Source organism: Streptomyces sp. NPDC057271, from assembly GCF_042668715.1.
GTDB lineage: Bacteria > Actinomycetota > Actinomycetes > Streptomycetales > Streptomycetaceae > Streptomyces.
In genome coordinates, this window is sequence record NZ_JBHUYJ010000092.1 from 1 (window position 1) to 23,464 (window position 23,464).

Sequence of the window (23,464 nt, forward strand, 5' to 3'; positions counted from 1 at the left end):
GCGTTGATTTTTGGCACGCTGTTGAGTTCTCAAGGAACGGACGCTTCCTTTGTACTCACCCTCTCGGGCTTTCCTCCGGGCTTCCCTTCGGTCTTTCGTGTTTCCAGCTTAGCAGATCCGTTTTCCGTTTCCGCCACCCGCTGGAGCGGGCTGCCGGGCCGTTCTTCGCTTTCGCGTTTCCCTTTCCGGCGGTTCCGACTCTATCAGATTCATTTCGGCCGACCTAATCGGTGGCTTCGTGATTCGAATAAGGAATCGGGGTGGCTCCGTGGAAATCAACTTCCCGACCGGAGCGAGAGAGAGTCTAGCTGCTGGCCTTCGAACTTGTCCAGTCCGAGGCAACCGTTTGAATCTACCTCCCCACTCGAACCGTGTCAACGGTTTTTGTGGGCGAGGAGGAGACTAGCAGGTCAGCGGGGTGGTCCGCACATCAGGCGGCCGTCGGCAGGGCCGCGCTGCGGTCGGTCTCCTCGACGTCCCCCCTGTCACCCGCTCGTACGGCTCGGGCTCCCAGGACGTAGACGTAGACAAGAAATGCCAGCTCGGCGGCTATTCCAATGGCGATGCGCGCCCAGGTCGGGAGCCCCGACGGGGTCACGAAGCCTTCGATGAGGCCCGACAGGAAGAGGACCAGCGCCAGGCCGATCGCCATGCCCACGGCCGCGCGGCCTTCTTGGGCCAGGGCGGCCCGGCGGGTCATGGGGCCGGGTTCGATGAGCGTCCAGCCGAGGCGGAGACCGGTGCCGGCGGCGACGAAGACCGCGGTCAGCTCCAGGAGGCCGTGCGGCAGGAGCAGTCCGAGCATGACGTCGAGACGGCCGGCAGCGGACATGAGGCCGATGGCCACGCCGAGGTTCAGCATGTTGAGGAAGAGGATCCAGAGCACCGGGAAGCAGAGGAACGCGCCGAGGACGAGGCACATGGCGGCCGCCTGGGCGTTGTTCGTCCAGACCTGGGCGGCGAACGAGGCCGCCGGATGGCTCGAGTAGTACGTCTCGTACTGGCCGCCGGGCCGGGTCATCTCGCGCAGTTCCGCAGGGGCGCCGATGGCGGACTGCACTTCCGGGTGCGTGGCGATCCACCAACCGATGATCACCGCGAGGACGGTGGAGAGGACGGCGGTCGGGACCCACCAGTGGCGCGAGCGGTACACGGCCGCAGGGAAACCGGCCGTCAGGAAGCGGACAGCGTCGTGCCAGGAGGAGCGGCGCGTGCCGGTGACCGTGGCGCGGGCGCGGGCGACGAGCTGGGTGAGCCGCGCCGTGAGCATGGGGTCCGGGGCGCTGGACTGGATCAGGGAGAGGTGGGTGGCCGTCCGCTGGTACAGGGCGACGAGCTCGTCCGCCTCTGCACCGCTGAGTTTGCCGCCGCGGCGCAGGAGGTGGTCGAGGCGGTCCCACTCGGCACGGTGGGCGGTGACGTAGACGTCGAGGTCCATGATCGGCTGCTGCTCCAGGCACTGGGTGCGTACGGGTCCGTACTACTGCGGCGCGCTGCGGGTCAGCTTGGCAGACTGTCGTACCGAGGGGCCGGGTAGGTCGGAGAAGGGTGGGAGCCGTGAGCGGGGTTGTGACGGGGGACGCCGTCGTACTGGGGTTGCAGCCGGCGCGGCTGCCGAGCCGGGCTCTCGCGCTGCTCCTCGACGCACTGGTGGTGTGGGCGGCCTATCTGCTGATCACTGTCGGGCTCGCGGTGGCGACGGCTTCGCTCGACGAGGCGGCGCAGACGGCGATGTCGATCGCCTCCTTCCTTCTGGTCCTCGTGGGCGCACCGATCGCGGTGGAGACGCTGTCGCACGGGCGGTCGCTGGGGAAGTTGGCCTGCGGACTGCGGGTGGTGCGGGACGACGGGGGGCCGATCCGGTTCCGGCACGCACTCGTGCGCGGGGCGATGGGGGTGGTGGAGATCCTCATGACGCTCGGGACGGTCGCCTGTATCGCGTCCCTCGTGTCCGCGCGCGGGCGGCGGATCGGGGATGTCTTCGCGGGCACGCTCGTCGTACGGGAGCGGGTGCCGGCCGCTCGGACCTCGGCCGTGCCGCCTCCCCCGCCGTGGCTCGTGGGGCGCTTCACGGAACTGGATCTCTCCGCGGTGCCGGACGCGTTGTGGCTGGAGGTACGGCAGTACCTCACGCGGATGAGGCAGCTCGACCCGGCCGTCGGTCAGCGGATGGCGGAGGCCCTGGCCGACGAGCTGGTCGCACGGACGGGGACCCCTCCGCCGGCGGGTGTACCGGCGGCGGCGTATCTGGCGGGGGTCGTCGGCGAGCGGCAGGCGCGGGACGCGCGGCGGGCTTTCGCTGCCTCCCCTTCGCTTGGCTCCCCCGCTTCTTCTCCCACCTCTCCCGCTGGTACCTCTCCCGCTGGTACCTCTCCCTCTCCTACGTCTCCCTCCGCTTCCTCTCCGGCGCCGTCGCCCGCGCGGCCTGTGGAGCCCGAGCGTTCGACCGGGTTCGCGCCGCCCGCCTGACGCCGCCCGTCGCCGCGGCCGTCAGGGGAAGACGGACGGTGGGGTGTCGAGGGATTCGAGTTCGACGCCGGGGGCTGAGAGGACCACGTCTCCGGCGATGTGAACCGTGTGCTGTTCGCCCGTGTCGAGGGCGTTGACCTGGTACTCGTCCACCATCAGACGGCCGTTGTCAGTGGGGTGCGCTTCACTGTTCACCAGGGCCCAGGACTGGTCGATCGTGAGGGGGGCGAGGACGGGATCCGTGAAGGCGACGAGCCTGACGCGGGTCGCGGGGGAAGCGGCGGTGAGTCGCAGGAGTCGAGTGATCGCGACGAGGAACGCCGGGGACGTGCCGGTGAAGGCGTGGGCGCGCACAGTGCCTTCGGTGGCGTGGGTTCCGGTGGGGTCCGTACGGACCCAGGTGACGCCGTCCAGGGCGGCGCCGCGGACCTGCCAGCTCGCGGCGTGGAGTTCGAGGCGGATGGGGCGGCCGAGTTCGTCGATGGCCAGGTCGACGGAGCCGGCGTGCTCGCCGGAGGGGGTGGTGGTCTGTGAGACGTAGCGCCAGCCGGAGGGGCCGGGCGCGCAGTTGAAGTGCTCTTCACCGAGGGGGGTGTGATCGTGCGGATCATGGAGCGAATAGCGGCCGCGGGGCATGGGTCCTCGGGGTGCTTGCGGGGGCGATAGACGAGGCAGGCCCCCGGCACGGGGGTGCGGGGGCCTGCCTTATTCCTCTACGGGTGCGTGGGACGGGCGTGCGTCAGTGCACGGGCGCCGTCCGGACCGACATCAGTAGCGGTAGTGGTCCGGCTTGTACGGGCCTTCGACCTCGACGCCGATGTAGGCGGCCTGCTCGGGGCGGAGGGTCGTGAGCTTCACGCCGAGCGCGGCGAGGTGGAGGCGGGCGACCTTCTCGTCCAGGTGCTTCGGGAGCACGTAGACGTCGGTCGGGTACTGCTCCGGCTTGGTGAACAGCTCGATCTGGGCCAGGGTCTGGTCCGCGAACGAGTTGGACATGACGAAGGACGGGTGGCCCGTCGCGTTGCCGAGGTTCAGCAGGCGGCCTTCGGACAGGACGATGACGACCTTGCCGTCGGGGTAGGTCCACGTGTGGACCTGCGGCTTGACCTCGTCCTTCACGATGCCCGGGGTGGCGGCCAGTCCGGCCATGTCGATCTCGTTGTCGAAGTGACCGATGTTCCCCACGATGGCCTGGTGCTTCATCCTGGCGATGTCGGACGCCATGATGATGTCCTTGTTGCCCGTCGTGGTGATGAAGATGTCGGCCGTCTCGACCACGTCGTCGAGGGTCGCGACCTGGTAGCCGTCCATCGCCGCCTGCAGCGCGCAGATCGGGTCGATCTCCGTCACGATGACGCGCGCGCCCTGACCGCGGAGGGACTCGGCGCAGCCCTTGCCGACATCGCCGTAACCGCAGACCACGGCCGTCTTGCCGCCGATGAGGACGTCGGTGGCGCGGTTGATGCCGTCGATCAGCGAGTGGCGGCAGCCGTACTTGTTGTCGAACTTCGACTTCGTCACGGCGTCGTTCACATTGATCGCCGGGAAGAGGAGGGAGCCGGCCTGGTGCATCTCGTAGAGACGGTGGACACCGGTCGTGGTCTCCTCCGTCACGCCGCGGATCTCGGACGCGAGCTGGGTCCACTTCTGGGGGTTCTCGCCGAGGGTGCGGTTGAGGAGGCGGAGGATGTGACCGTACTCCTCGCTGTCCGCGGTGGACGGGTCCGGGGCGGAGCCGGCCTTCTCGAACTCGACGCCCTTGTGGACGAGGAGGGTGGCGTCACCCCCGTCGTCGAGGATCATGTTCGGGCCGCCGGTGGGCGTGTTCGGCCAGGTCAGGGCCTGCTCCGTGCACCACCAGTACTCCTCCAGCGTCTCGCCCTTCCAGGCGAAGACCGGGACGCCGGCAGGGGCCTCGGGGGTGCCGGTCGGGCCGACGGCGATGGCCGCGGCGGCGTGGTCCTGGGTGGAGAAGATGTTGCAGGAGGCCCAGCGGACCTCGGCGCCGAGGGCGACCAGGGTCTCGATGAGGACGGCCGTCTGCACGGTCATGTGCAGGGAGCCGGTGATCCGGGCGCCGGCGAGCGGCTGCTGGTCGGCGTACTCGCGGCGGATCGACATCAGGCCGGGCATCTCGTGCTCGGCGAGGGTGATCTCCTTGCGGCCGAAGGCGGCCAGGGACAGGTCGGCGACCTTGAAGTCCTGCTGGGTGGCGGCAGTCGTCATGACTGGGCTGCTCCTCGTGGATCGGTTTCGAGGGTCTGTTGGGCGCCTGACACCGCGACGTCGGTAGCGCGGGCATACGAATGCCCGGGTACTCCCGCGGTGCAGTCGTCGGAGGCCCTCTCTCCCTCGGCCGGTCCCGCGGACCGCCCGACCGCCATCAGCAGCGACGTCTGGCTGGTCACGAATCTACACCGATCAGTGCTGCGACCTACAGTCCGGTCTGCCCCGGGATTCGGCCGGATTCGCCCTCGGTTTCGGGCCGAGAGACCTGAGCGGAAGGGACTTCATGGACTTTCGGTGAGGCGCGCCTGAGGCGCGATGCGCGCGAACATGCCCGGTGGCGTGGGGGCCGGTGCGCCGGCCGGCGTGGCCGGGGATGACGGACGCGGTGCCGCACGGCGGGCCGATCGTGGCGGTGCTCGGTGCGGTGGACGGTGCCGATGTTCTTCCTCGCCGTGGCCGTCGGCACGCGGTCACGGCGGTCACGGCGGTCACGGCGGTCACGGCGGTCACGGCGGTCACGGCGGTCACGGCGGTCACGGCGGTCACGGCGAACGCGCTGGTCGACGTCAGGGAGCGGAGGAACCGGGGGCGCCGGAGGCACCGGAGGGTGTGGTGTGGGGCTACGTGGACGGGACGAAGGCCCGGCTGTTCTTCATGATCACGGTTCCGGCGGCGGCCGAGGGGTGAGCATCTGCGGATTCTGGCTATGCGCTGTCGCGGAAGCTGATGGATGCCGGCTTCCGGGGAGCGGTTGTTCGAGGCTGCGGATGAGGCGGCGGCTGTGGAGGTGCTCGGCGAGACGGCGAGGTTCGGTGGCCGCGCGCAGCCGGAAGGGCCCGGGGTCGTGGTGACCCCGGGCCCTTCCGGTGCGGTCTCGACCGCCGCGCCGCTCGTCGTGGCGTCGGAGCTACGCTCCGGCGGACGTGGTGCAGGCTTAGTGGCTCGGGCCGCCCGGGGACTTGGCCGGGTTCACGCCCGCGGCGGCCGCCGACTCGCTGTAGACGTCCGGCTCGAGGTAGATGACCCGCGCGATCGGGACCGCCGCGCGGATGCGCTCCTCGGCCGCGTTGATCGCGTTGGCGACCTCGGTGGCCGACTCGTCGTGACGTACGGCGATCTTGGCGGCCACGAGGAGCTCCTCCGGACCGAGGTGGAGCGTGCGCATGTGGATGAGGCGGGTGACGGTCTCACCGTCGACGACCGCCGCCTCGATCTGCTTCACCTGCTCGATGCCCGCGGACTCGCCGAGCAGCAGCGACTTGGTCTCGGCGGCGAGGACGATCGCGATCACGATGAGCAGGACACCGATGCAGAGGGTGCCGACGCCGTCCCAGACGCCGTCGCCCGTGAGGAGCGCGATGCCGACACCGCCGAGGGCGAGGAACAGGCCGACGAGCGCGCCGAGGTCCTCCAGGAGGACGACCGGGAGCTCGGGCGCCTTCGCGCGGCGCACGAACTCCTTCCAGGACTGGCCCCCGCGGATCGCGTTCGACTCCTTGATGGCCGTACGGAAGGAGAAGGTCTCGGCGATGATCGCGAAGACGAGGACGCCGATCGGCCAGTACCAGTCCTCGATCGGGTGCGGGTGCTTGATCTTCTCGTAGCCCTCGTAGATGGCGAACATGCCACCGACGGAGAAGAGCACGATGGAGACGAGGAAGGCGTAGATGTACCGCTCGCGGCCGTAGCCGAAGGGGTGCTGCGGAGTCGCCTCGCGCTTCGCCTTCTTGCCGCCGAGGAGCAGCAGGCCCTGGTTGCCGGAGTCGGCGAGGGAGTGGACGCTCTCCGCCAGCATCGAGGACGAGCCACTGAAGAGGAACGCCACGAACTTGGCTACCGCGATCGCGAGGTTCGCGGCGAGTGCCGCCACGATCGCCTTGGTTCCGCCTGACGCGCTCATGGGTGTACGTGTTCCCTTCGTCGGTACTCCGGCACTGCTGCCGCCATTCGGCCGGTCATTGTTGCATCAGGCGACGACGGTGGCGCGGAAGACCGTTCCGGTACCGGACAGTTCGGCCGTTTCGCCCGCCGGTACGAAGACGGACTCGCCGGGGGCGAGGGTCACGTCGCCCGCCTTCGGCCGGCCGGCGACGGCGAGCAGGATCTGCGGGGTGGTGGCGGTGACGTCGGTGGGGGCCGCGCCCTCGGCCCGTACGAGACGGGAGAGTCGGAACTCGTCGATGGGGGTGTCGTAGACCTCCTCGCCCGACGGGGAGGCCTCCGGTCGCAGCAGGGCCGGCTCGCTCGCTTCGAAGCGGACGATCCGCAGCAGCTCCGGGACGTCGACGTGCTTGGGCGTCAGCCCGCAACGCAGCACGTTGTCGGAGTTGGCCATGATCTCGACGCCGAGGCCGTCGAGGTAGGCGTGCGGCACGCCGGCGCCGAGGAAGAGGGCTTCGCCGGGCTGGAGTTGGACGGGGTTGAGCAGCATGGCGGCGATGACACCGGCGTCGCCCGGGTAGTGGTGCGCGAGGGCGGCGTACGGGGCGTGGGCGCCGCCGAGGCGTTCGGCTGCGGCCGCGGCCTCGGCGACGGTGTGCGCCATCTCCTCGCGGTCGGCGCTGAGCAGGGCGGTCATGACCTCGCGCAGCGCGGCCTCTTCGGGGTGGGCGTGCAGCAGATCGACGTACGGCTTGAGGGAGTCGACGCCGAGCGCGGCGATCGTGTCGGCGGCCTCGATCGGGTCACGGAAGCCGCAGAGCCCGTGGAACGGCGTGAGGGCGCAGATCAGTTCGGGCTTGTGGTTGGCGTCCTTGTAGTTGCGGTGCGGCGCGTCGATCGGGACCCCGGCCGCCTCCTCGGCGGCGAATCCGGCCTTCGCCTGCGCGAGGTCGGGGTGGACCTGGAGGGAGAGCGGGGCTCCCGCGGCGAGCACCTTGAGGAGGAAGGGCAGGCGCGGGCCGAACTTCCCGACGGCCGGGGCGCCCAGCTCGCGTACCGGATCGGCGTCGATGACCTCGTTGAGCGGTCCGCGGTCCGTGCGGGAAGGGGCTCCGGGGTGGGCGCCCATCCACATCTCGGCCTGGGGCTCGCCGGTGGGGGTGGTCCCGAGCAGTTCGGGGATGGCCGTGGTGGAACCCCAGGCGTAGGGGCGGACGGTGTTGACGAGGCGGTCCATGGAGCCTTCCAGCTTTCCTCGGTGCGGTGATGGAGGTGGGGGCGTCGTGGGACGTGGCGGCGTCGTGGGACTGGGACGGGACGGGACGGGTGGTGCGGGTTCGGTTGTGGGTGGTGTGCCGGTGTGGGCGGGCTTGCGGTCGTGGGTCCGCCTGCCTTGTGCGTCAGGCGTGGGGTGGTGCGATTCCCGCCGACGCCAGGGAGAGGTAGACGGCGGCGAAGTCCGTGACGGCGAGCAGTTCCGCCAGCGTCTCCAGGAGTTCCCGGCTCTCCCCGGACGCCTCCTCCGACACCAGCGGTTCCAGCTCGCTGATCGCGGTGCCGTGGCTGAGGGCCAGCTCACGGGCGGCAGGGGCGGCCGTCAGGCCTCCGGCGTCGGCCGGGCGGTCGCGCAGCAGCACGACCCGCGCGCGCAGGGCCTGCTGCTCGTCCACCCGGTCACGGAAGAAGTCGTCGGGGTCGGCTCCGGCCGCGTAGTCGCCTGCGAGCAGGACACCGTGGGCGGGCAGCGCCTCGGGCAGTTCGGCTGCGAGCGCGGGCAGGCCGGCCAGCTCGGCCAGTACGGCGGCGAAGCGGCGGCCGACCGGCCCGGCGGCGTCGCCCTCGGTCCAGATCAGCGGCAGCGAGTCGGCGAGTTCGGCGGCGAGCGTCTTGGCCGGGTTGCTGTACGTGGCGATGGCCGGGCCGCAGCGCTCGGCCGTGCTGTCCAGCCGGTCGGCGACCTTCTCCAGCGTCTCCGACGGCGCTTCGAGGAGGCCGACGCGGTCCAGCAGCGCGAGAAGCGGGGTGAACAGGGCCCACAGGGCGCCGGGGCCCGCGGCGAGCGTCTCCTCGTACTCCTCGGCGCTCTCGTGCGGGGCCATGGCCATCGGTACGAGCAGTCCGCGCGGGGCGCTGACGGTCTCCGCGAGCGGGGAGGTCTTCGGGGCGACGGCGACGACGGTGATGCCTCGGCGGTATGCCAGTTCCGCGAGGCGCGCGAGGCCGGGTTCGGAACCGTCGGTCGTCGGGATCAGGAGCAGGTCCAGGGAGCCTGCCCAGCCGGGCAGCGCCCAGCGCAGGGCACCGGAGGCGGGGGCGACGCCCGTGGGTTGGAGCCGGATGACGGGGGCGGCGGCTCCCGCGAGCGCGCCCACCAGGTCGGCGACTCCCGCGGCGGCGGTACCGGGTCCGGCGACGAGGACGGAACGGGGACGGCCTTCGGGGCTGAGCTCGGAGATGCCCGCTTCGGCGGCGTGGCGGGCGGCGGTCCGCACCCGCGCGCCGGCCTCGGCGGCGCCGCGGAGCAGGCCGCGGCGGTCGGCGAGGGCGAGGGCGTCCGGGGCGTCGAGGAGGGTCTCGTCGAGCATGGGGCGGGCCTCCGGGTACGGGCGGGGCGGCTTGGGGCGGGCCTTGTGCGGTGCGGGGCCCTGGGGGTGCGGTGGCCTGCGGGCCCTGGGGGTGCGGGGGCCTGCGGGGCTCTGGGATGCGGGCCCTGTAGGCCCTGTACGGGGGCCCTGGGGGTGCGGGGCCTCGCGGGGTGCGGGGCCTCGCGGGGTGCGGGGCCTCGCGGGGGGAGTCGGAGCGGACGCGCTCGCCGAGGCGGTCCCGTGTGCCCACCCTCCCCCGGACTCCGTCCGGGGTGACCCCACCGCCCCAGCGGGACGACTGCCCGCACGGGCGTGGGTGGGTGAGGGCGGGAGATCGCCCACACCTGGGAGAGCGGGCGGTGGCCCCCACCCCTCGTGGGGCTACTGCGGCTTGCGGGCCTCGTCCACCAGGAGGACCGGGATGCCGTCGCGGACCGGGTACGCGAGGCCGCAGTCGGCGCTCGTGCAGATCAGTTCGGGGGTCTCGGCCGTCGTACGGTCGTTCAGCGGCGCGTGGCACGCCGGGCAGGCCAGGATCTCCAGGAGGCCGGCTTCGAGCGGCATGAGGTGTCCCTTCGAACAAACGGTTGCGGTGCTGTTGCTGCCCTTCGGGCCAGGTCAGCCTACCGCCGGGGAACGGGGCGCGCGGCTCGGCACCCGCCCCGATTCCCGGCACTCGGAAGCGGGTCAGTCGGTCGCGCGGACCAGGTCCAGGACCTCGTCGCGGATCTTGGCCATGGTGGCCTCGTCACGGGCCTCCACGTTCAGGCGCAGCAGCGGCTCGGTGTTCGACGGGCGCAGGTTGAACCACCAGTCCTCCGCCGCCACCGTCAGACCGTCCAGCTCGTCGATGCCGACGCCGTCCTGGTCCGCGTACGCCGCCTTGACGGCCGCCGCGCGGGCCGCCTGGTCGGCGACCGTGGAGTTGATCTCCCCCGAGCCCGCGTAGCGGTCGTACGAGGAGACCAGCTCCGAGAGCGGGCCGTCCTGGCCGCCGAGGGCGGCAAGGACGTGGAGCGCGGCGAGCATGCCCGTATCGGCGTTCCAGAAGTCCCTGAAGTAGTAGTGCGCGGAGTGCTCGCCGCCGAAGATCGCGCCCGTCTTCGCCATCTCCTCCTTGATGAAGGAGTGGCCGACGCGGGTACGCACCGGCGTGCCGCCGTTCTCGCGGACGACCTCGGGGACCGACCAGGAGGTGATCAGGTTATGGATGACCGTGCCGCCGGGCGTCTTCGCCAGCTCGCGCGCGGCGACGAGAGCCGTGATCGCCGACGGGGAGACCGCCTCGCCGCGCTCGTCGACGACGAAGCAGCGGTCGGCGTCGCCGTCGAAGGCGAGTCCGAGGTCCGCGCCCTCGGCCAGGACGCGGGCCTGGAGGTCGACGATGTTCGCCGGGTCGAGCGGGTTGGCCTCGTGGTTCGGGAAGGTGCCGTCGAGCTCGAAGTACATCGGTACGAGGTCGAGCGGGAGGCCCGCGAAGACGGTGGGGACGGTGTGGCCGCCCATGCCGTTGCCCGCGTCCACGACGACCTTCAGGGGGCGGATCGCCGCCAGGTCCACCAGCGCCTTCAGGTGGGCGGCGTAGTCGGCGAGGGTGTCCCGCTCGGTGATCGTGCCGGCCGTGGCGGCGGCCTCGGGGGCGCCCTCGTCGGACCAGCGCTCGACGAGCGTACGGATCTCGGAGAGGCCGGTGTCCTGGCCGACCGGGGCGGCGCCCGCACGGCACATCTTGATGCCGTTGTACTGGGCCGGGTTGTGGGACGCGGTGAACATCGCGCCCGGCAGGTCCAGGCTGCCCGAGGCGAAGTAGAGCTGGTCGGTCGAGCAGAGCCCGATCAGGGTGACGTCGGCGCCGAGGCGGGCCGCGCCGCGGGCGAAGGCGCCCGAGAGGCCCGGCGACGAGGGCCGCATGTCGTGGCCGACCACGATCGCGTCGGCGGCCGTCACCTGGACGAACGCGGCGCCGAACAGTTCGGCGAGCGTCTCGTCCCACTGGTCGGGCACCACCCCGCGGACGTCGTACGCCTTCACGATCTGCGACAGATCAGCAGCCACGGAACAACCCTCCTGAATACGCCTTCATCGGCACGCGTGTGCGGCGCGTGTACAGGGGGCCCAACCTACCGGGGGCCGCTCACGGGAGGGCAGAGCGCCTTGGCCGCTCGGGGGGAGGTTCAGCCACGGGGGCGGCGGCTCGGGAGGCGGGGGGGGAGGTACGGGCGGGGGAGGTACGGGCGGGAGCCACGGGGGGGCGGCCCGGGGGGTTCCCCACGGGGGGTCGGCCCGGGAGGGTTCGGCCCAGGGGGTTCACCACGGGGGGGCACCACGCGCGTCGGCTCCGGAGACGTACAGCCACGGGGAGGTTCGACCGGGGGAGGTTCGCCACGGGCGCGTCGGCTCCGGAGACGTACGTCCCCGGGAACGTTCCGCCCCGGGAGGTTCAGGAGTCCGGTGAGCGCAGGACCCGCAGGTGTCCGCGGCGGCCGACCTCCACCGGGTCCCCGCCACGGCCTCCGCCGCCCTTGCCGCCGGCCTCGGCCGCGCGCTCCTGGGGGCGGGCCGCCTCCCGTACCGCGTTGGCGAGGGCCTCCAGGTCGTCCCCGCTCGGGCGGGCCGGGGCGGAGCCGTCGGAGAGCCGCACGACCTCCCAGCCGCGCGGCGCGGTGAGGCGCTCGCTGTGTTCGGCACACAGGTCGTAGCAGTGGGGCTCGGCGTAGGTGGCGAGCGGGCCGAGGACCGCAGTCGAGTCGGCATAGACGTACGTCAGTGTCGCGACGGCAGGGCGGCCGCACGCGGTGCGCGAACAGCGACGTACAGGGCTCACGACGTTGGACGGTACCGCACTCTTGAGCGGGCCGCGACGACTCTCCACCAGGTCACTCCACCGTGTCGCGGTGTGACGTCGGACACGGGCCCTCCCGGAAGGGCCGTCCTGACCTGCGCGTAAGGAGGAGAACGGGGGTGGGGACGACGGCCGATCCGGACACCGTCCGAGCGGAATCCGGTCAACCACGGCCAGATGGCCGATCGCGGGACCCCATGGAATCGAGCCCTCGCTTGGCCGGAACGTTCAACTATCGACAGCCCGGGTCCGGAGGAATCGCGGTGGCCCGTGTGCGCCACGGTCGACTGACACTGAGGAGAGTTACGCTGCGTCAGTGATGGACAGTCCTGTGCCGCCGCGCCCCTCGTCCCGTCCGGCCGAGCCCCGCGGGGGCGATTCCCGCTCCGCCGAGGCACGCCCCGCGGAGGCGCGGCCGGAACCGCCGGAGCCCCGGACGCGTCGCCGTGACCGTCACGGCCGCGGGATGCGGGGGCCGGTCGCCCCGCCGCAGGTGCCGCTGTCGGCGAGCCGGGCGGACACGTTCCGCGATCTGGTCCTGGACTCGGTGGAGCGTCTGGAGCGGCGCTGGCCGCAGCTGGCGGACGTCGAGTTCCTGGTGCTCGACGTGCCGCCCTCGGTGTCGGGCGAGTCGGTGCCGCTGGGCGGCTCCGTGCCCGCCGCGAAGGGCGGGCCGGCCCGGGTGGTCGTCTACCGGCGGCCCGTCGAGATCCGCTCGAAGAGCCGGGACGAGCGGGCGCTGCTCGTCCACGAGGTCGTGGTCGAGCAGGTGGCGGAGCTGCTGGGCCTCTCCCCCGAGTCGGTCGACCCCAGGTACGGGCAGGACTGAGACCGGATCACGTCGGTCAGCACACCCCGCACGGGCAGAGACGAGACCTCACGGCCGTCGGCCTCCGTGCGGTCGGTACGGAGAACGCCACACGCCGGTCGACACACCCCGCACGGGCAGGAACCAGAACGCCTCACGGCCGTCGACACACCCCGCACGGGCAGGACTGCGGCCGGTTTCAGTCGTCCAGGACCGAGAGGTCCTGGTTCGCCGTCGGGACCTCTACCGTGCCTCGGTCGTCCACCAGGGTCTGGACCGTGAACATCGGGATGCCGTCGTCCGGGAGGGCCAGCATGCGGGCCGCGTGGACCGGGCCCCCCGAAACCGGTTCGACCGTCACGGCGTAGGAGCCCTTGAGGCCCGTCGGGACCAGTTCGGTCACCTTCATGGTCGTTCCCCCCTTGACCGTGACGGTCTTGGAGACCGGCGTGCCGCCCCCCGTACCGGCCGACGCGGTGACCTTGACCTGGGCTGCGGCGGCCGGCGCCGTCAGCGTCAGGGTCGAGCCGGAGGCACGGTTGTCGGCGACGGTGGCGCGGGCGCCGACGGCCGCGGTGGCCGGGATGTACGCGACCTCCTGCTTGTCGCCCTTGCCGCGCACGACGCGCAGCGCGGCGACGAAGGGGGCCGACTTCTTGGGGTCCGAGGGCGTGAGCAGCAACGCGCCGGCCTCGCCGCGGGTGAGGTCCGCGAGGTCGACGGCCGCGGTCATGCCCGACTTCACGTGCAGGGACTCCGCGCTCGCCGGGACGATCGTGCCGGCCTCGCCCACCAGCTGGATCTTCAGCTCGGCGTCGTCCTCGCCGGGCGCGTACGCCACCAGGCGCACCGAGGTCGCGTCGGACGGGATACCGGGCAGGACGGCGGTGGCGGCCGGGTCGGCCGAGGCGGGGAGCCAGTCGCTGCCGAGCTTGTCGTCGGCGGAGCCGACGACCGCGCCGACGCGGCCGCTGCGGGTCGTGACGTGGACGGTCACGTCGGCTGCCGGGGCCGCGCCGGTGAGCGTGGAGAGCAGGACGGGGACGGTCGAGTGGGCCGGAACGGGGATGCCGTCGTTGAGCTGCGACGCGAGTTCGCCCTCGGCGCCGTACAGCTGGATGTCGGCGACGGCGGCGGTGTCGTCCGGGTTGGTGAGGTGGACGTAGTCCTGGCGCTCCTTGGCGGTGGACGCGGCCGGGAACCAGAAGTCCGTGTCCGGGGCGGTGCAGGTGACGCCGAGGAGGCCGCGCGCTCCGCCCGCCGGGACGACGGTGGTCTGCTGGACCGTCCAGCCGGGGGCGAGGCCGCCGGTGGCCGAGCCGGTCAGGGCGGGGGCCGTGGGGCCGTTCGCCTCGGCGGCGACGGGCTTGCCGGGCTCGGTGACGGTGGCCGGTGCCTTGACGGCCGCCGGCTTCTTCGCCGCGGTGCCGCCGGGGGTGGCGGCCGCCGCGGCGGCCTTGAGTTCGGCCTGGGCGGCGGTACCTGCCTTGGCGGAGCCGCTGCCGGTGGCACCCGGGGTGTACGAGGTGTAGTCGGTCTCGGCCACCTCGGACGTGCTGGGCGCAGGGCAGAGCAGGCTGGAGCGCTCGACGGGCAGCTTCGCGGGGGCCTTGGCGCCGGCGGTCGCGGAACCGTCGGGTGCGGTCAGCGCGGCGAAGCCGGTGACGGCGGCGAGGGCGGTGGCGACCGCGATCAGGGAGAGGGTGGGGCGCTTCACTGGTTGCTGCTCCCGTCGGGACGCTGCTCGGTCTCGTAGCCGTAGGTGTACGGGTCGTACGTCTGCTGCGGGTCGTAAGCCTGCTGCTGCCCCTGCTGCGGATACTGCTCGTACTGCTGGGGGTCGTAACCCTGTTGCGGGTCGTAACCCTGTTGCGGGTCGTAACCCTGCTGGGGGTACTGCTCGTACTGCTGCTGGTACGGGTCGGTGCCGTACTCGGCGTACTGCTGGGGCTGGGCGTAGTAGCCCTGCTGCGCGTACTGGTCCTGCGACTGCTGCTGGCCCTGCCAGTCCGCGGGCGCGTAGGCCTGCTCCTGCGCCTGCTCCTGCTCCTGCGGTACGGGGACGAGCCCGGGGTCCTCGTATCCCTGCCCCGTCTCCTGCTCCCGCTCCTGCTCGGCCTCGGCGGCGGCCTCGGCCTCCGCCGCGGCGCGCAGGCGGCGGGCGCGGCGGCCGTCGCCCTCCATGGCCTGGGCGGGGATGGCGACTTCCTCCTCCGGCAGGTCGTCGTCGATCTCGCGGCGCCGCCCCGGAAGGGCGAGGACGAGCAGGACGACGGCGAGGCCGACCTGGGCCCAGATCCACAGGGTGTGGGTGAGCGGCTGGTCGTACGTGAGGTCGAGCTTGCCGCCCTCGGCGGGGAGCTCGAAGCCCTGCGCCCAGCCGTCGACGGTGGTCCTCGTCAGCTCCTTGCCGTCGAGGGTGGCGGTCCAGCCCTCGTCGGCGCGGTCGGCGAGGCGCAGGACGCGACCCGCGGGGCCGGACGGGATCTTCGTGTGCGCCTCGACGGGGCCGGCGGCGACGGCGACCGGCTCGGCCGCGTCGTCGGCCGGCTTGGCGGGGTCGGCCGGCTTCGCGGGGTCGGCCGGCTTCGCGGGGTCGGCCGGCTTGGCCGTGTCCGTGGTCTTCGCCGCCGGGACGATGGTGACGCGCGAGACGACGTGCTCACGGGCGACGGTCCACAGGGCGCTGCCGTCGAGCTGGCTGAGCCGGCTGAGGCCGGGGGTGGCGTCGAGGACGCGGCTCATCTGGCGCGGCGCCCCGTCCCGTACGAGGACGTAGCGGATGGCGTAGCCGCTGAGCTGCTCGGTCTGGTCGGCGCCGGAGCCGGCCACCAGATGCGCGACGACCCTGTCCAGGCCCGCGTCGCTGCCGCCCGCCTCGGCCAGTTCGGCGTCACCGAGGCGGCCGCCGGAGCCGCGGACCAGGGTGTACGAGACCTCGCCGGGCGAGGTGCCGCCGAGGACGAGGGTGCGGGGCTGGTCGTCGGTGTCGCTCTCCTCGGCTACGAACGCCGGGACCTGGACGGGGTCGCGCCTGGTCAGCGGACCGTCGGCGCCGCCGATCATCCAGCCGGCCGCGGCCACGACCGGGCCGAGGGCGGCGGCGAGCGCGATGAGCGCGGCGACCGGCTGGCGCCAGCCGAAGCCGTGGGCGGCGACGCGGGTGCGTCCCCGCTCGGCGCCGATCATGCCGGCGGCCAGCAGGGCCGCGCCGTAGACGAGGGTGGCGGGACCGGCCCATCCGGTGCCACCCGCTCCGTTGGAGAGCGCGGCGAAGACAAGGCCGATGAGGGCGACGGCCCAGGCGGCGCCGACGGCGAACCGGCGTTCCTGGCGCAGCAGTCCGGCCAGCGCGGCGAGCACGATGCCGATGAGGAGGAGCCCGCCGGTGGTGCCGGGGCCGCCGGGGCTGATCCCGAGCAGGTCGAGGGCGGAGGCCGTGCCCGTACGGATGTCGAGTCCGGCCTCGCGCAGGAAGGCGGAGGGGTTGGTCAGCAGGGAGAGCGACCAGGGGGCGAGGACGAGGACCGGGGTACCGACGGTGGCGAGGAAGCGCAGGCCGTAGGCGGTGATGTCGTCGCGGCGCAGCACGAGCACGGCGATGCCGAGGACGACGGCGAGCGGCCAGACGATCGGCGTGAACGCCATCGTGAAGGTGAGCAGGAAGGTGTACGCCCAGGTGGCGCGCCAGCTGCCGCGGGCTCCGCCGGGGCCGCCGGTGAGGCCGTGGGCGGCGACGGCGGCACGGGCGATCAGCGGGAGCAGGATCGCGAGGACGGCGGTGCCGAGCCGGCCGGCTGCGAGTGCGCCGGTGGCGGCGGGCAGGAAGGCGTACGCGATGGCGCCCCAGGCGCGCAGCAGCGGGGACTCGACGATCGGCCGGGCCGCGAAGTAGGCGGTGAAGCCGGCCAGCGGGACCGAGCAGACGAGCAGAACGGTGAGCGCGAAGGAGGTGGAGCCGAGGAAGAGGGCGGAGAGTCCGGCCAGCACGGCGAGGTAGGGCGGTGCGGTCTGGGTGCCGCCGGTGCCGAGGGCGTGCCAGCTGTCGGCGTACCGTCCCCACAGCTCGGAGACGGTGTCGGGGGCGGGCAGCAGGGCGCCGCCGGCGAGCGAACCGCCACCGTACAGGCCGCGGCAGGCCACCACGGAGACGAGCAGGAGCAGGGCGAAGAGGACGGGCCCGGGCTTGCGGGCGATCTTCTTCAGCCGGGCGAACTGCTCGATCTCCAGGAAGTCGGCGTCGTCGCCGCCGGGGCCGGACTCGACCGCGCCGTGACGCGATCCGCCGGAATCGGCGTCGGAGCCGCCGAAGTTCGCCACGACCTGTTCGGCGGTGGCGCGGACGGTGGCGCCGGGCGGCGGGAAGAGCGGGCGGAGTTCCTCCCCTCGCTTCGCTGGGGACACCCCATCCGCGCGGACGAGGTTCTTGCGGCGCCGGCGGGCGGCGAGGATCTTCTCGGGGCGCAGCAGGGTGGCGAAGAGGCCCATGACCTCGTCGACGGCCTGTCCGGGGGCCTTGCCGACGAGATAGGCGAGGGTACGGAGCAGGGTGCCGAGGATCAGCCGCACCAGGACGTACGGCAGGGCCGCGCCACGGCTGTTGGCGAGGAGGGTGTAGACGGCGCCGGCCTTGTCGACGCGGTGCGGATTGGCCACGGAGCGGCCCGCGCAGTCGACGGTGCGGCGTTCGCGGGCGGAGGCCTCGGCGTGCCGCAGGACGGCGTCGGGGGCGACGAGGACGCTGTGGCCGGCGGCGTGGGCGCGCCAGCACAGGTCGACGTCGTCGCGCATCAGGGGCAGGCGCCGGTCGAAGCCGCCGAGCTCCTCGAAGACGTCGCGGCGGATGAGCATGCCGGCGCTGGAGACGGAGAGGACGGAGCGGACCTGGTCGTGCTGGCCCTGGTCCTGTTCGCGCCGGTCGAGGCCGGTCCAGCGGCGGCCGCTGCGCGCGATGGAGACGCCGGCTTCGAGGAGCTGCCTGCGGTCGTACCAGCCGCGGAGCTTGGGTCCGACGACGGCCGCGTACGCGTCCGCGTCGGCGACGCGCAGGAGTTCGGCGAGGGCGTCGGGCTCGGGGGCGCAGTCGTCGTGGAGCAGCCAGAGCCACTGCACGGGCTCGCCGTGCGGGAGTTCGGGCAGGTCGTAGGCGTCGTCGCTCCAGGTCCTGCTCACCGGGTCCCAGCCGCTGGGCCGCTTGAGATAGGTGAGTTCCTCGGGTCCGAGCACGGGCGCGGTGCGGGCGGCCTCCTCGACCGCGGCGCCGAAGCCCGTACGGCGCGCGAGGTGCAGCACGCGGTCGACGCCGATCGCGTCGGCGAGGAGCTGCGCGGAGTCGTCGGCGCTGCCGGTGTCGGCGGCGACGACGTTCTGCACGGGTCGTTCCTGGGCGAGCAGCCCGGCGAGGGCGTCCGGCAGCCAGCGGGCGCCGTCGTGGGCGACGAGCACGGCGGTGACGACGTGTCGCGGAAACTCAGGAGTTGAGGACATCGAGGTACGGGCCCTCCGGCCGGGGGTCGCCCGCGGGGGGCGTGGGTACGTCTCGGACGGGGCCCCACACTAACGGCTGCCAAGAAAAGGGTCCGCCTCCTGCGGCCGGAGCACAGGAGGCGGACCGTTCGATGTGTACGGGTGTGGGTGGTTCGGCGGGTGGGACGCCGGTCAGACGGCCGCCTTCTTGAGGCGACGGCGTTCGCGTTCCGACAGACCGCCCCAGATACCGAATCGTTCGTCGTTCTGCAGGGCGTACTCCAGGCATTCGGAGCGGACCTCACAGGCGAGGCAGACCTTCTTGGCCTCGCGGGTCGAGCCGCCCTTCTCGGGGAAGAAGGACTCGGGATCGGTCTGGGCGCACAGTGCGCGCTCCTGCCAGCCGAGTTCGTCGTCCGCGTCCTCGACCAGCAGTTCCTGGAACAACTCGGTCATGTGCGCCCCTCGTCTGTTCTTCGCGTCCCCGTGATGTTGCCGTCCCCGCTGCCGGTCGAACGACACGAGTGAAATTACAAGTTTGTGCTCTGTGCGAGTCAAGCCGGAATCTGCTATTGGGCCCGGTATTCACTCTGCGGAACCAAGGCTATGCGGAAAGTGTTCAAATCACCAAAAACCTGACACATGCCACCGGCCTGACCGCACCGCCCCCTCTCGCAGAGGGAGACGCCCGAAGCGTGGATCTTGTTGCGACCTCACCACGGAAGCGATCCGGATCACATTCTGATCACGAGACCCCAGCCGTGTTTACGGGCACGGATGTTGCGCCATGTCTCCCGCTCGATGGCTGAACAAACCTTTCTTCCGTCGCTGTAACCGGATGAGGTGAAACATTGGGCCCAAACCGGGCATTGAGTTGACAGTCGGGTGACCGTCCCGGCACCTTTGATGCCATGCCAGCGACCTCAGCGCCCTCCGCGACCCACGCCCGTGGGTACCGCCGCGCTGTCCAGGCGCGCTGTTGCTGTTGCTGTTCCAGCTGTTGATGCCCCAGAGCTCCAGCATCGTCTTCCCGCGTTCCCCGCGTTGCCCCGCGTAACCCCTTGAACGTTCTCCGCGTGACCCCCGCCACGACTTCTGTTACTGCCGAGGAACCACCGCACCCATGAACAGCGACAGCGACCTTCAGATCGCCGGCGACATCCTCCAGGTCCAGCACCTCCTGCAGCCCGCCCGCGAGCACCCCGCCACCGTGGGCGACTTCGTCGGCCTCGCCCGCTCCATCGCCGCCGACCGCGCGCAGTGGGCCCCGCACGTCGAGTACGACGCCACCTCCCGCTGGTACCACCGGCTGCGCACGGGCCCCGGCTACGAGGTCTGGCTGCTCTCCTGGGTGCCCGGCCAGGGCAGCGGCCTCCACGACCACGGCCCGTCCTCCGGCGTACTGACCGTCCTGGAGGGCGCACTGACGGAGCGTACGGAACGGGGCGTACGGAAGCTCGACGGGGGCGCGACGAGGGTCTTCGCACCGGGATACGTCCACGAGGTCGTCAACGACTCCCTCGAACCGGCGGTCAGCCTGCACGTCTACTACCCCGGCCTGACCGAGATGCCCATGCTCCCCCGGACTTCGTCCGGGGAGACCTCCAGGCCCGTGACGGCCCAGTGCGTCCCGACGCCCGAGGATGTCGTACCGGCCTGACATCCCTCCCGCCGCCCGACCACCACCCCTCAAAGGATCAGGCCGCGCCCGACAGTCCCTCCCGCCGCCCGACCACCACCCCTCAAAGGATCAGGCCGCGCCCGACAGTCCCTCCCGCCGCCCGACCACCACCCCTCAAAGGATCAGGCTGCGCCTGACAGACTGTCTGCATGCGCATTGTGGTTCTGGCCGGTGGCATCGGTGGTGCCCGCTTCCTTCGCGGCCTCAAGCAGGCGGCTCCGGACGCGGAGATCACGGTCGTCGGCAACACCGGTGACGACATCCATCTCTTCGGACTGAAGGTCTGCCCGGACCTCGACACGGTGATGTACACCCTCGGCGGTGGCATCGACGAGGAGCAGGGCTGGGGCCGCGAGGACGAGTCCTTCACGGTGAAGGAGGAGCTCGCGGCGTACGGCGTGGGGCCGGAGTGGTTCGGTCTCGGTGACCGCGACTTCGCGACGCACATCGTCCGTACGCAGATGCTGGGCGCCGGTTATCCGCTCAGCGCGGTGACCGAGGCTCTGTGCGCGCGGTGGCGGCCCGGCGTACGGCTGCTGCCGATGTCCGACGACCGCGTCGAGACACACGTCGCCATCGAGGTGGACGGAGAGTCCCGGGCGGTGCACTTCCAGGAGTACTGGGTGAAGCTGCGGGCGTCCGTGGACGCCCAGGCCGTGGTGGCCGTCGGCGCGGAGGCCGCGAAGCCCGCGCCGGGTGTCCTGGAGGCCATCGCCGAGGCGGACCTCGTTCTCTTCCCCCCGTCGAACCCGGTCGTGTCGGTCGGCACGATCCTGGCCGTGCCGGGCATCCGCGAGGCGATCGCCGAGGCGGACGTGCCGGTCGTCGGCCTCTCCCCCATCGTCGGCGACGCGCCTGTGCGGGGCATGGCCGACAAGGTCCTCGCCGCAGTGGGCGTGGAGTCCACGGCCGCGGCGGTGGCGCGGCACTACGGCTCGGGGCTGCTGGACGGCTGGCTGGTCGACACGGTCGACGCGGGCGTCGTCGAGGACGTCGAGTCGGCCGGGATCCGCTGCCGGGCGGTGCCGCTGATGATGACGGACCTGGACGCGACGGCGGCGATGGCGCGCGAGGCGCTGGCGCTGGCGGAGGAGGTCCGGAGATGACGGGTCCTGCGGACGGCTCGGTCGAGGCCGGCTCCCCGGACGGTGGATATCGGGTGTGGGCGCTCGCCGGGTTGCCCGAGGTGCGGCACGGGGACGATCTCGCCAAGCTGATCGCCTCCGTCTCCCCCGGCCTCCAGGACGGGGACGTCCTGCTCATCACCTCCAAGATCGTGAGCAAGGCCGAGGGGCGGGTGATCGCCGCCGGCGACCGGGAGGAGGCGATCGACGCCGAGACGGTACGGGTGGTGGCGCGGCGCGGCACCCTGCGGATCGTCGAGAACCGGCAGGGCCTCGTCATGGCCGCGGCCGGGGTCGACGCCTCCAACACCCCCGCCGGCACGGTCCTGTTGCTGCCTCTCGATCCGGACGCCTCGGCACGCGCGATACGGGAAGGGCTGCGCGACGCGCTCGGCGTCGACGTCGGTGTCGTCGTCACGGACACCTTCGGGCGGCCCTGGCGCAGCGGTCTCACCGACGTGGCCATCGGCGCCGCCGGTGTGCGCGTCCTCGACGACCTGCGCGGCGGCACGGACGCGTACGGCAATCCCCTCAGCGCGACGGTCGTCGCCACCGCGGACGAACTCGCCGCCGCGGGCGACCTCGTGAAGGGCAAGGCGCAGGGCCTCCCGGTCGCCGTCGTCCGCGGCCTGCCGCACGTGGTGGACGGTTCCGTCGGCGAGGGTGCCCGGGCGCTGGTGCGCGGCGCCGCCGACGACATGTTCCGGCTCGGGACCTCCGAGGCGGTCCGGGAGGCGGTGACCCTGCGGCGCACCGTCCGGGAGTTCACCGACGAGCCGGTCGACCCGGGCGCGGTACGGCGTGCCGTCGCCGCCGCCGTCACGGCTCCGGCACCGCACCACACCACCCCCTGGCGGTTCGTGCTCCTGGAGTCGGAGGCCTCGCGCACCGGGCTGCTGGACGCGATGCGCGACGCGTGGATCGCGGACCTGCGGCGGGACGGCAGGTCGGAGGAGTCCATCGCCAAGCGCGTGCGCCGCGGCGACGTGCTGCGGAACGCCCCGTACCTCGTCGTGCCCTGCCTCGTCATGGACGGCTCGCACCACTACGGCGATCCGCGGCGCGACGCCGCCGAACGCGAGATGTTCGTGGTCGCGGCGGGCGCGGGTGTCCAGAACTTCCTGGTGGCGCTGGCGGGTGAGCGACTGGGCTCGGCGTGGGTGTCCTCGACGATGTTCTGCCGCGAGGTCGTACGGGACGTCCTCGGGCTCCCGGCGGACTGGGACCCGATGGGCGCGGTGGCGGTGGGTCACGCCGCGGCGCCGCCGAAGGACCGGCCGGCGCGGCAGGCGGGCCGGTTCATCGAGGTGCGGTAGTCGTCCCGGCAGGGGAGCGGCCTCAGAGCGCCGCGATGTTCCCCGGCGTCATCCGGGGTGCGCGGCGCGGAGGTACGCGGCCGCTGAGGAGGACGAGGCGGGCGGCGCGATGGCGCTGGCCCGCGTACGGGGCGAGGAGTTCGAGCATCGCCGCGTCGTCGGTGGTCCGGTCGCCGGCGAGGGCGTACCCGACGATCGACGGCAGGTGGTAGTCGCCGACGGAGACCGCGTCCGGCGCGCCGTTGCTGCGCTGGACCGTCTCGGCCGAGGTCCAGGGGCCGATGCCGGGGATCAACTCCAGCCGCCGCTGTGCCTGTTCGGGCTCCATGGCCGCGGCCTCCTCCATGCGGCGGGCGACCTTGGCGGCCCGCAGGATCGTGTCGGCGCGCTTGTTGTCGACGCCCGCGCGGTGCCACTCCCAGGACGGGATGAGCGACCAGGTGCGTGCGTCGGGCACCACGTGGAGGCGGTGGCCCTCGGGGCCCGGGGCGGGCTCGCCGTACTTCCGTACGAGCAGCCGCCAGGCGCGGTACGCCTCGTCCGTGGTGACCTTCTGCTCCAGGATCGAGGGGATCAGCGACTCCATCACCAGGCCGGTGCGGGTGAGCCGGAGGCCGGGCCGGGCGCGGTGCGTGGCGGCGAGGAGCCGGTGGCGGGGGACGAACGCGTCCGGGTCGTCCTCTGCGCCGAGCAGCCGCGGCAGCCCGTCGAGCAGCCACTGCGCGCCGGGCCCCCAGGCCTCGGCCTCAGCCGTGCCCTGCCGGAGGGCGACCCGGAGCGTGCCGGGGCCTTCCGGGGTGCGGGCGGAGCGCCAGACGGAGCCGTCGGGGGTCGTACGGAAGGTGGGGTCGGCGGGGCCGCGGCGGAGGGGCCCGAGGGTGAGGCCGAGGTCGGTCGGCGCGTCGGGGGTCCAGCGGCGGGTCGCACCCGGGGCGGCCGGGGCGGCCGGCCGGGCGGCGGGTACGGGGACGTGGCCTCCGCGCACGGTGGTGCGGGTGCTGGGGGTGCGGGGTGCGAAGCGGCCGGCCATGTCTATGAGCGTATCCGGGCCCCGGGAAGGCGG

18 protein-coding genes are annotated in these 23,464 nt (G+C 72.6%); 5 read left to right on the top strand and 13 right to left on the bottom strand.

Annotated features, from left to right (window positions below; genetic code table 11):
* Positions 1-430: 430 nt before the first annotated feature.
* Positions 431-1,438 (bottom strand): stage II sporulation protein M, encoded by a 1,008-nt coding sequence (locus tag ACFUJR_RS30520; RefSeq protein WP_383180901.1) that lies wholly within the window; start codon positions 1,436-1,438, stop codon positions 431-433.
* A gap of 119 nt (positions 1,439-1,557) precedes the next feature.
* Between ACFUJR_RS30520 and ACFUJR_RS30525 the strand changes: the two genes are divergently transcribed.
* Positions 1,558-2,469: an RDD family protein gene (locus ACFUJR_RS30525; protein WP_383180904.1), complete on the top strand. Its 912-nt coding sequence runs from the start codon at positions 1,558-1,560 to the stop codon at positions 2,467-2,469.
* Between the two features lie 21 nt (positions 2,470-2,490).
* Here ACFUJR_RS30525 and ACFUJR_RS30530 read toward each other — a convergent pair whose 3' ends face one another.
* The 8 genes from ACFUJR_RS30530 to ACFUJR_RS30565 all read right to left on the bottom strand — a co-directional run bounded on the left by ACFUJR_RS30530 (position 2,491) and on the right by ACFUJR_RS30565 (position 12,036).
* The gene (locus ACFUJR_RS30530; RefSeq protein WP_383180907.1) at positions 2,491-3,105 is read right to left on the bottom strand and encodes a hypothetical protein; all 615 of its coding nucleotides are present in this window, start codon (positions 3,103-3,105) and stop codon (positions 2,491-2,493) included.
* 132 nt (positions 3,106-3,237) lie between these two features.
* Positions 3,238-4,695 carry an adenosylhomocysteinase gene (gene ahcY, locus ACFUJR_RS30535; protein ID WP_383180910.1) on the bottom strand — a complete coding sequence of 486 codons (1,458 nt, stop codon included), beginning with the start codon at positions 4,693-4,695 and terminating at the stop codon, positions 3,238-3,240.
* 937 nt (positions 4,696-5,632) lie between these two features.
* Complete coding sequence (locus ACFUJR_RS30540; protein ID WP_383173295.1) at positions 5,633-6,598, bottom strand: cation diffusion facilitator family transporter; 966 nt, start codon at positions 6,596-6,598, stop codon at positions 5,633-5,635.
* Positions 6,599-6,664: 66 nt separating this feature from the next.
* Positions 6,665-7,816, bottom strand: coding sequence for a mannose-6-phosphate isomerase, class I (manA, locus tag ACFUJR_RS30545; RefSeq protein WP_383173293.1), 1,152 nt, complete (start codon positions 7,814-7,816; stop codon positions 6,665-6,667).
* A 163-nt stretch (positions 7,817-7,979) separates the two neighbouring features.
* Positions 7,980-9,164 carry an SIS domain-containing protein gene (locus ACFUJR_RS30550; RefSeq protein WP_383173291.1) on the bottom strand — a complete coding sequence of 395 codons (1,185 nt, stop codon included), beginning with the start codon at positions 9,162-9,164 and terminating at the stop codon, positions 7,980-7,982.
* 381 nt (positions 9,165-9,545) lie between these two features.
* Positions 9,546-9,728, bottom strand: coding sequence for a Trm112 family protein (locus ACFUJR_RS30555; RefSeq protein ID WP_383173289.1), 183 nt, complete (start codon positions 9,726-9,728; stop codon positions 9,546-9,548).
* A gap of 123 nt (positions 9,729-9,851) precedes the next feature.
* A complete protein-coding gene (locus ACFUJR_RS30560; RefSeq protein WP_383173287.1) occupies positions 9,852-11,219 on the bottom strand; it encodes a phosphomannomutase/phosphoglucomutase in 1,368 nt (455 codons plus the stop codon).
* Between the two features lie 385 nt (positions 11,220-11,604).
* Positions 11,605-12,036: a DUF3499 domain-containing protein gene (locus ACFUJR_RS30565; RefSeq protein ID WP_383173285.1), complete on the bottom strand. Its 432-nt coding sequence runs from the start codon at positions 12,034-12,036 to the stop codon at positions 11,605-11,607.
* Between the two features lie 289 nt (positions 12,037-12,325).
* Between ACFUJR_RS30565 and ACFUJR_RS30570 the strand changes: the two genes are divergently transcribed.
* Positions 12,326-12,835, top strand: a complete 510-nt coding sequence (locus ACFUJR_RS30570) for a metallopeptidase family protein (protein WP_383173299.1) — start codon at positions 12,326-12,328, stop codon at positions 12,833-12,835.
* Positions 12,836-13,013: 178 nt separating this feature from the next.
* On the opposite strand, the gene ACFUJR_RS30575 is transcribed toward ACFUJR_RS30570, so the two are convergent.
* The 3 genes from ACFUJR_RS30575 to ACFUJR_RS30585 form a co-directional block, all read right to left on the bottom strand.
* Entirely contained in the window at positions 13,014-14,531 is a 1,518-nt protein-coding gene (locus ACFUJR_RS30575; protein ID WP_383173284.1) for a DUF5719 family protein, read from the bottom strand.
* Positions 14,528-18,301, bottom strand: coding sequence for a glycosyltransferase (locus ACFUJR_RS30580; protein WP_383173283.1), 3,774 nt, complete (start codon positions 18,299-18,301; stop codon positions 14,528-14,530). Before ACFUJR_RS30580 ends, ACFUJR_RS30575 begins: the two co-directional genes overlap by 4 nt.
* Before the next feature lie 171 nt (positions 18,302-18,472).
* The gene (locus ACFUJR_RS30585; RefSeq protein ID WP_318106492.1) at positions 18,473-18,736 is read right to left on the bottom strand and encodes a WhiB family transcriptional regulator; all 264 of its coding nucleotides are present in this window, start codon (positions 18,734-18,736) and stop codon (positions 18,473-18,475) included.
* A gap of 667 nt (positions 18,737-19,403) precedes the next feature.
* On the opposite strand from ACFUJR_RS30585, the gene ACFUJR_RS30590 reads away from it, so the two are divergent.
* The 3 genes from ACFUJR_RS30590 to ACFUJR_RS30600 all read left to right on the top strand — a co-directional run bounded on the left by ACFUJR_RS30590 (position 19,404) and on the right by ACFUJR_RS30600 (position 22,401).
* Positions 19,404-19,940, top strand: a complete 537-nt coding sequence (locus ACFUJR_RS30590) for a cysteine dioxygenase (RefSeq protein ID WP_383450939.1) — start codon at positions 19,404-19,406, stop codon at positions 19,938-19,940.
* Between the two features lie 170 nt (positions 19,941-20,110).
* A complete protein-coding gene (gene cofD, locus ACFUJR_RS30595) occupies positions 20,111-21,067 on the top strand; it encodes a 2-phospho-L-lactate transferase (RefSeq protein WP_383173279.1) in 957 nt (318 codons plus the stop codon).
* The gene (locus ACFUJR_RS30600) at positions 21,064-22,401 is read left to right on the top strand and encodes a coenzyme F420-0:L-glutamate ligase (protein WP_383173276.1); all 1,338 of its coding nucleotides are present in this window, start codon (positions 21,064-21,066) and stop codon (positions 22,399-22,401) included. The genes cofD and ACFUJR_RS30600 overlap by 4 nt, the downstream gene beginning before the upstream one ends.
* Positions 22,402-22,423: 22 nt before the next feature.
* Here ACFUJR_RS30600 and ACFUJR_RS30605 read toward each other — a convergent pair whose 3' ends face one another.
* Entirely contained in the window at positions 22,424-23,431 is a 1,008-nt protein-coding gene (locus ACFUJR_RS30605; protein ID WP_383173274.1) for a DNA-3-methyladenine glycosylase family protein, read from the bottom strand.
* Positions 23,432-23,464: the final 33 nt, after the last annotated feature.

Bases quoted from the DNA above. Each gene is read 5' to 3' on its own strand.
- manA (WP_383173293.1), bottom strand. From the start codon at position 7,816: ATGGACCGCCTCGTCAACACCGTCCGCCCCTACGCCTGGGGTTCCACC.
- ACFUJR_RS30570 (WP_383173299.1), top strand. From the start codon at position 12,326: ATGGACAGTCCTGTGCCGCCGCGCCCCTCGTCCCGTCCGGCCGAGCCC.
- cofD (WP_383173279.1), top strand. From the start codon at position 20,111: ATGCGCATTGTGGTTCTGGCCGGTGGCATCGGTGGTGCCCGCTTCCTT.
- ACFUJR_RS30540 (WP_383173295.1), bottom strand. From the start codon at position 6,598: ATGAGCGCGTCAGGCGGAACCAAGGCGATCGTGGCGGCACTCGCCGCG.
- ACFUJR_RS30530 (WP_383180907.1), bottom strand. From the start codon at position 3,105: ATGCCCCGCGGCCGCTATTCGCTCCATGATCCGCACGATCACACCCCC.
- ahcY (WP_383180910.1), bottom strand. From the start codon at position 4,695: ATGACGACTGCCGCCACCCAGCAGGACTTCAAGGTCGCCGACCTGTCC.
- ACFUJR_RS30580 (WP_383173283.1), bottom strand. From the start codon at position 18,301: ATGTCCTCAACTCCTGAGTTTCCGCGACACGTCGTCACCGCCGTGCTC.
- ACFUJR_RS30585 (WP_318106492.1), bottom strand. From the start codon at position 18,736: ATGACCGAGTTGTTCCAGGAACTGCTGGTCGAGGACGCGGACGACGAA.
- ACFUJR_RS30520 (WP_383180901.1), bottom strand. From the start codon at position 1,438: ATGGACCTCGACGTCTACGTCACCGCCCACCGTGCCGAGTGGGACCGC.
- ACFUJR_RS30605 (WP_383173274.1), bottom strand. From the start codon at position 23,431: ATGGCCGGCCGCTTCGCACCCCGCACCCCCAGCACCCGCACCACCGTG.
- ACFUJR_RS30555 (WP_383173289.1), bottom strand. From the start codon at position 9,728: ATGCCGCTCGAAGCCGGCCTCCTGGAGATCCTGGCCTGCCCGGCGTGC.
- ACFUJR_RS30600 (WP_383173276.1), top strand. From the start codon at position 21,064: ATGACGGGTCCTGCGGACGGCTCGGTCGAGGCCGGCTCCCCGGACGGT.
- ACFUJR_RS30550 (WP_383173291.1), bottom strand. From the start codon at position 9,164: ATGCTCGACGAGACCCTCCTCGACGCCCCGGACGCCCTCGCCCTCGCC.
- ACFUJR_RS30590 (WP_383450939.1), top strand. From the start codon at position 19,404: ATGAACAGCGACAGCGACCTTCAGATCGCCGGCGACATCCTCCAGGTC.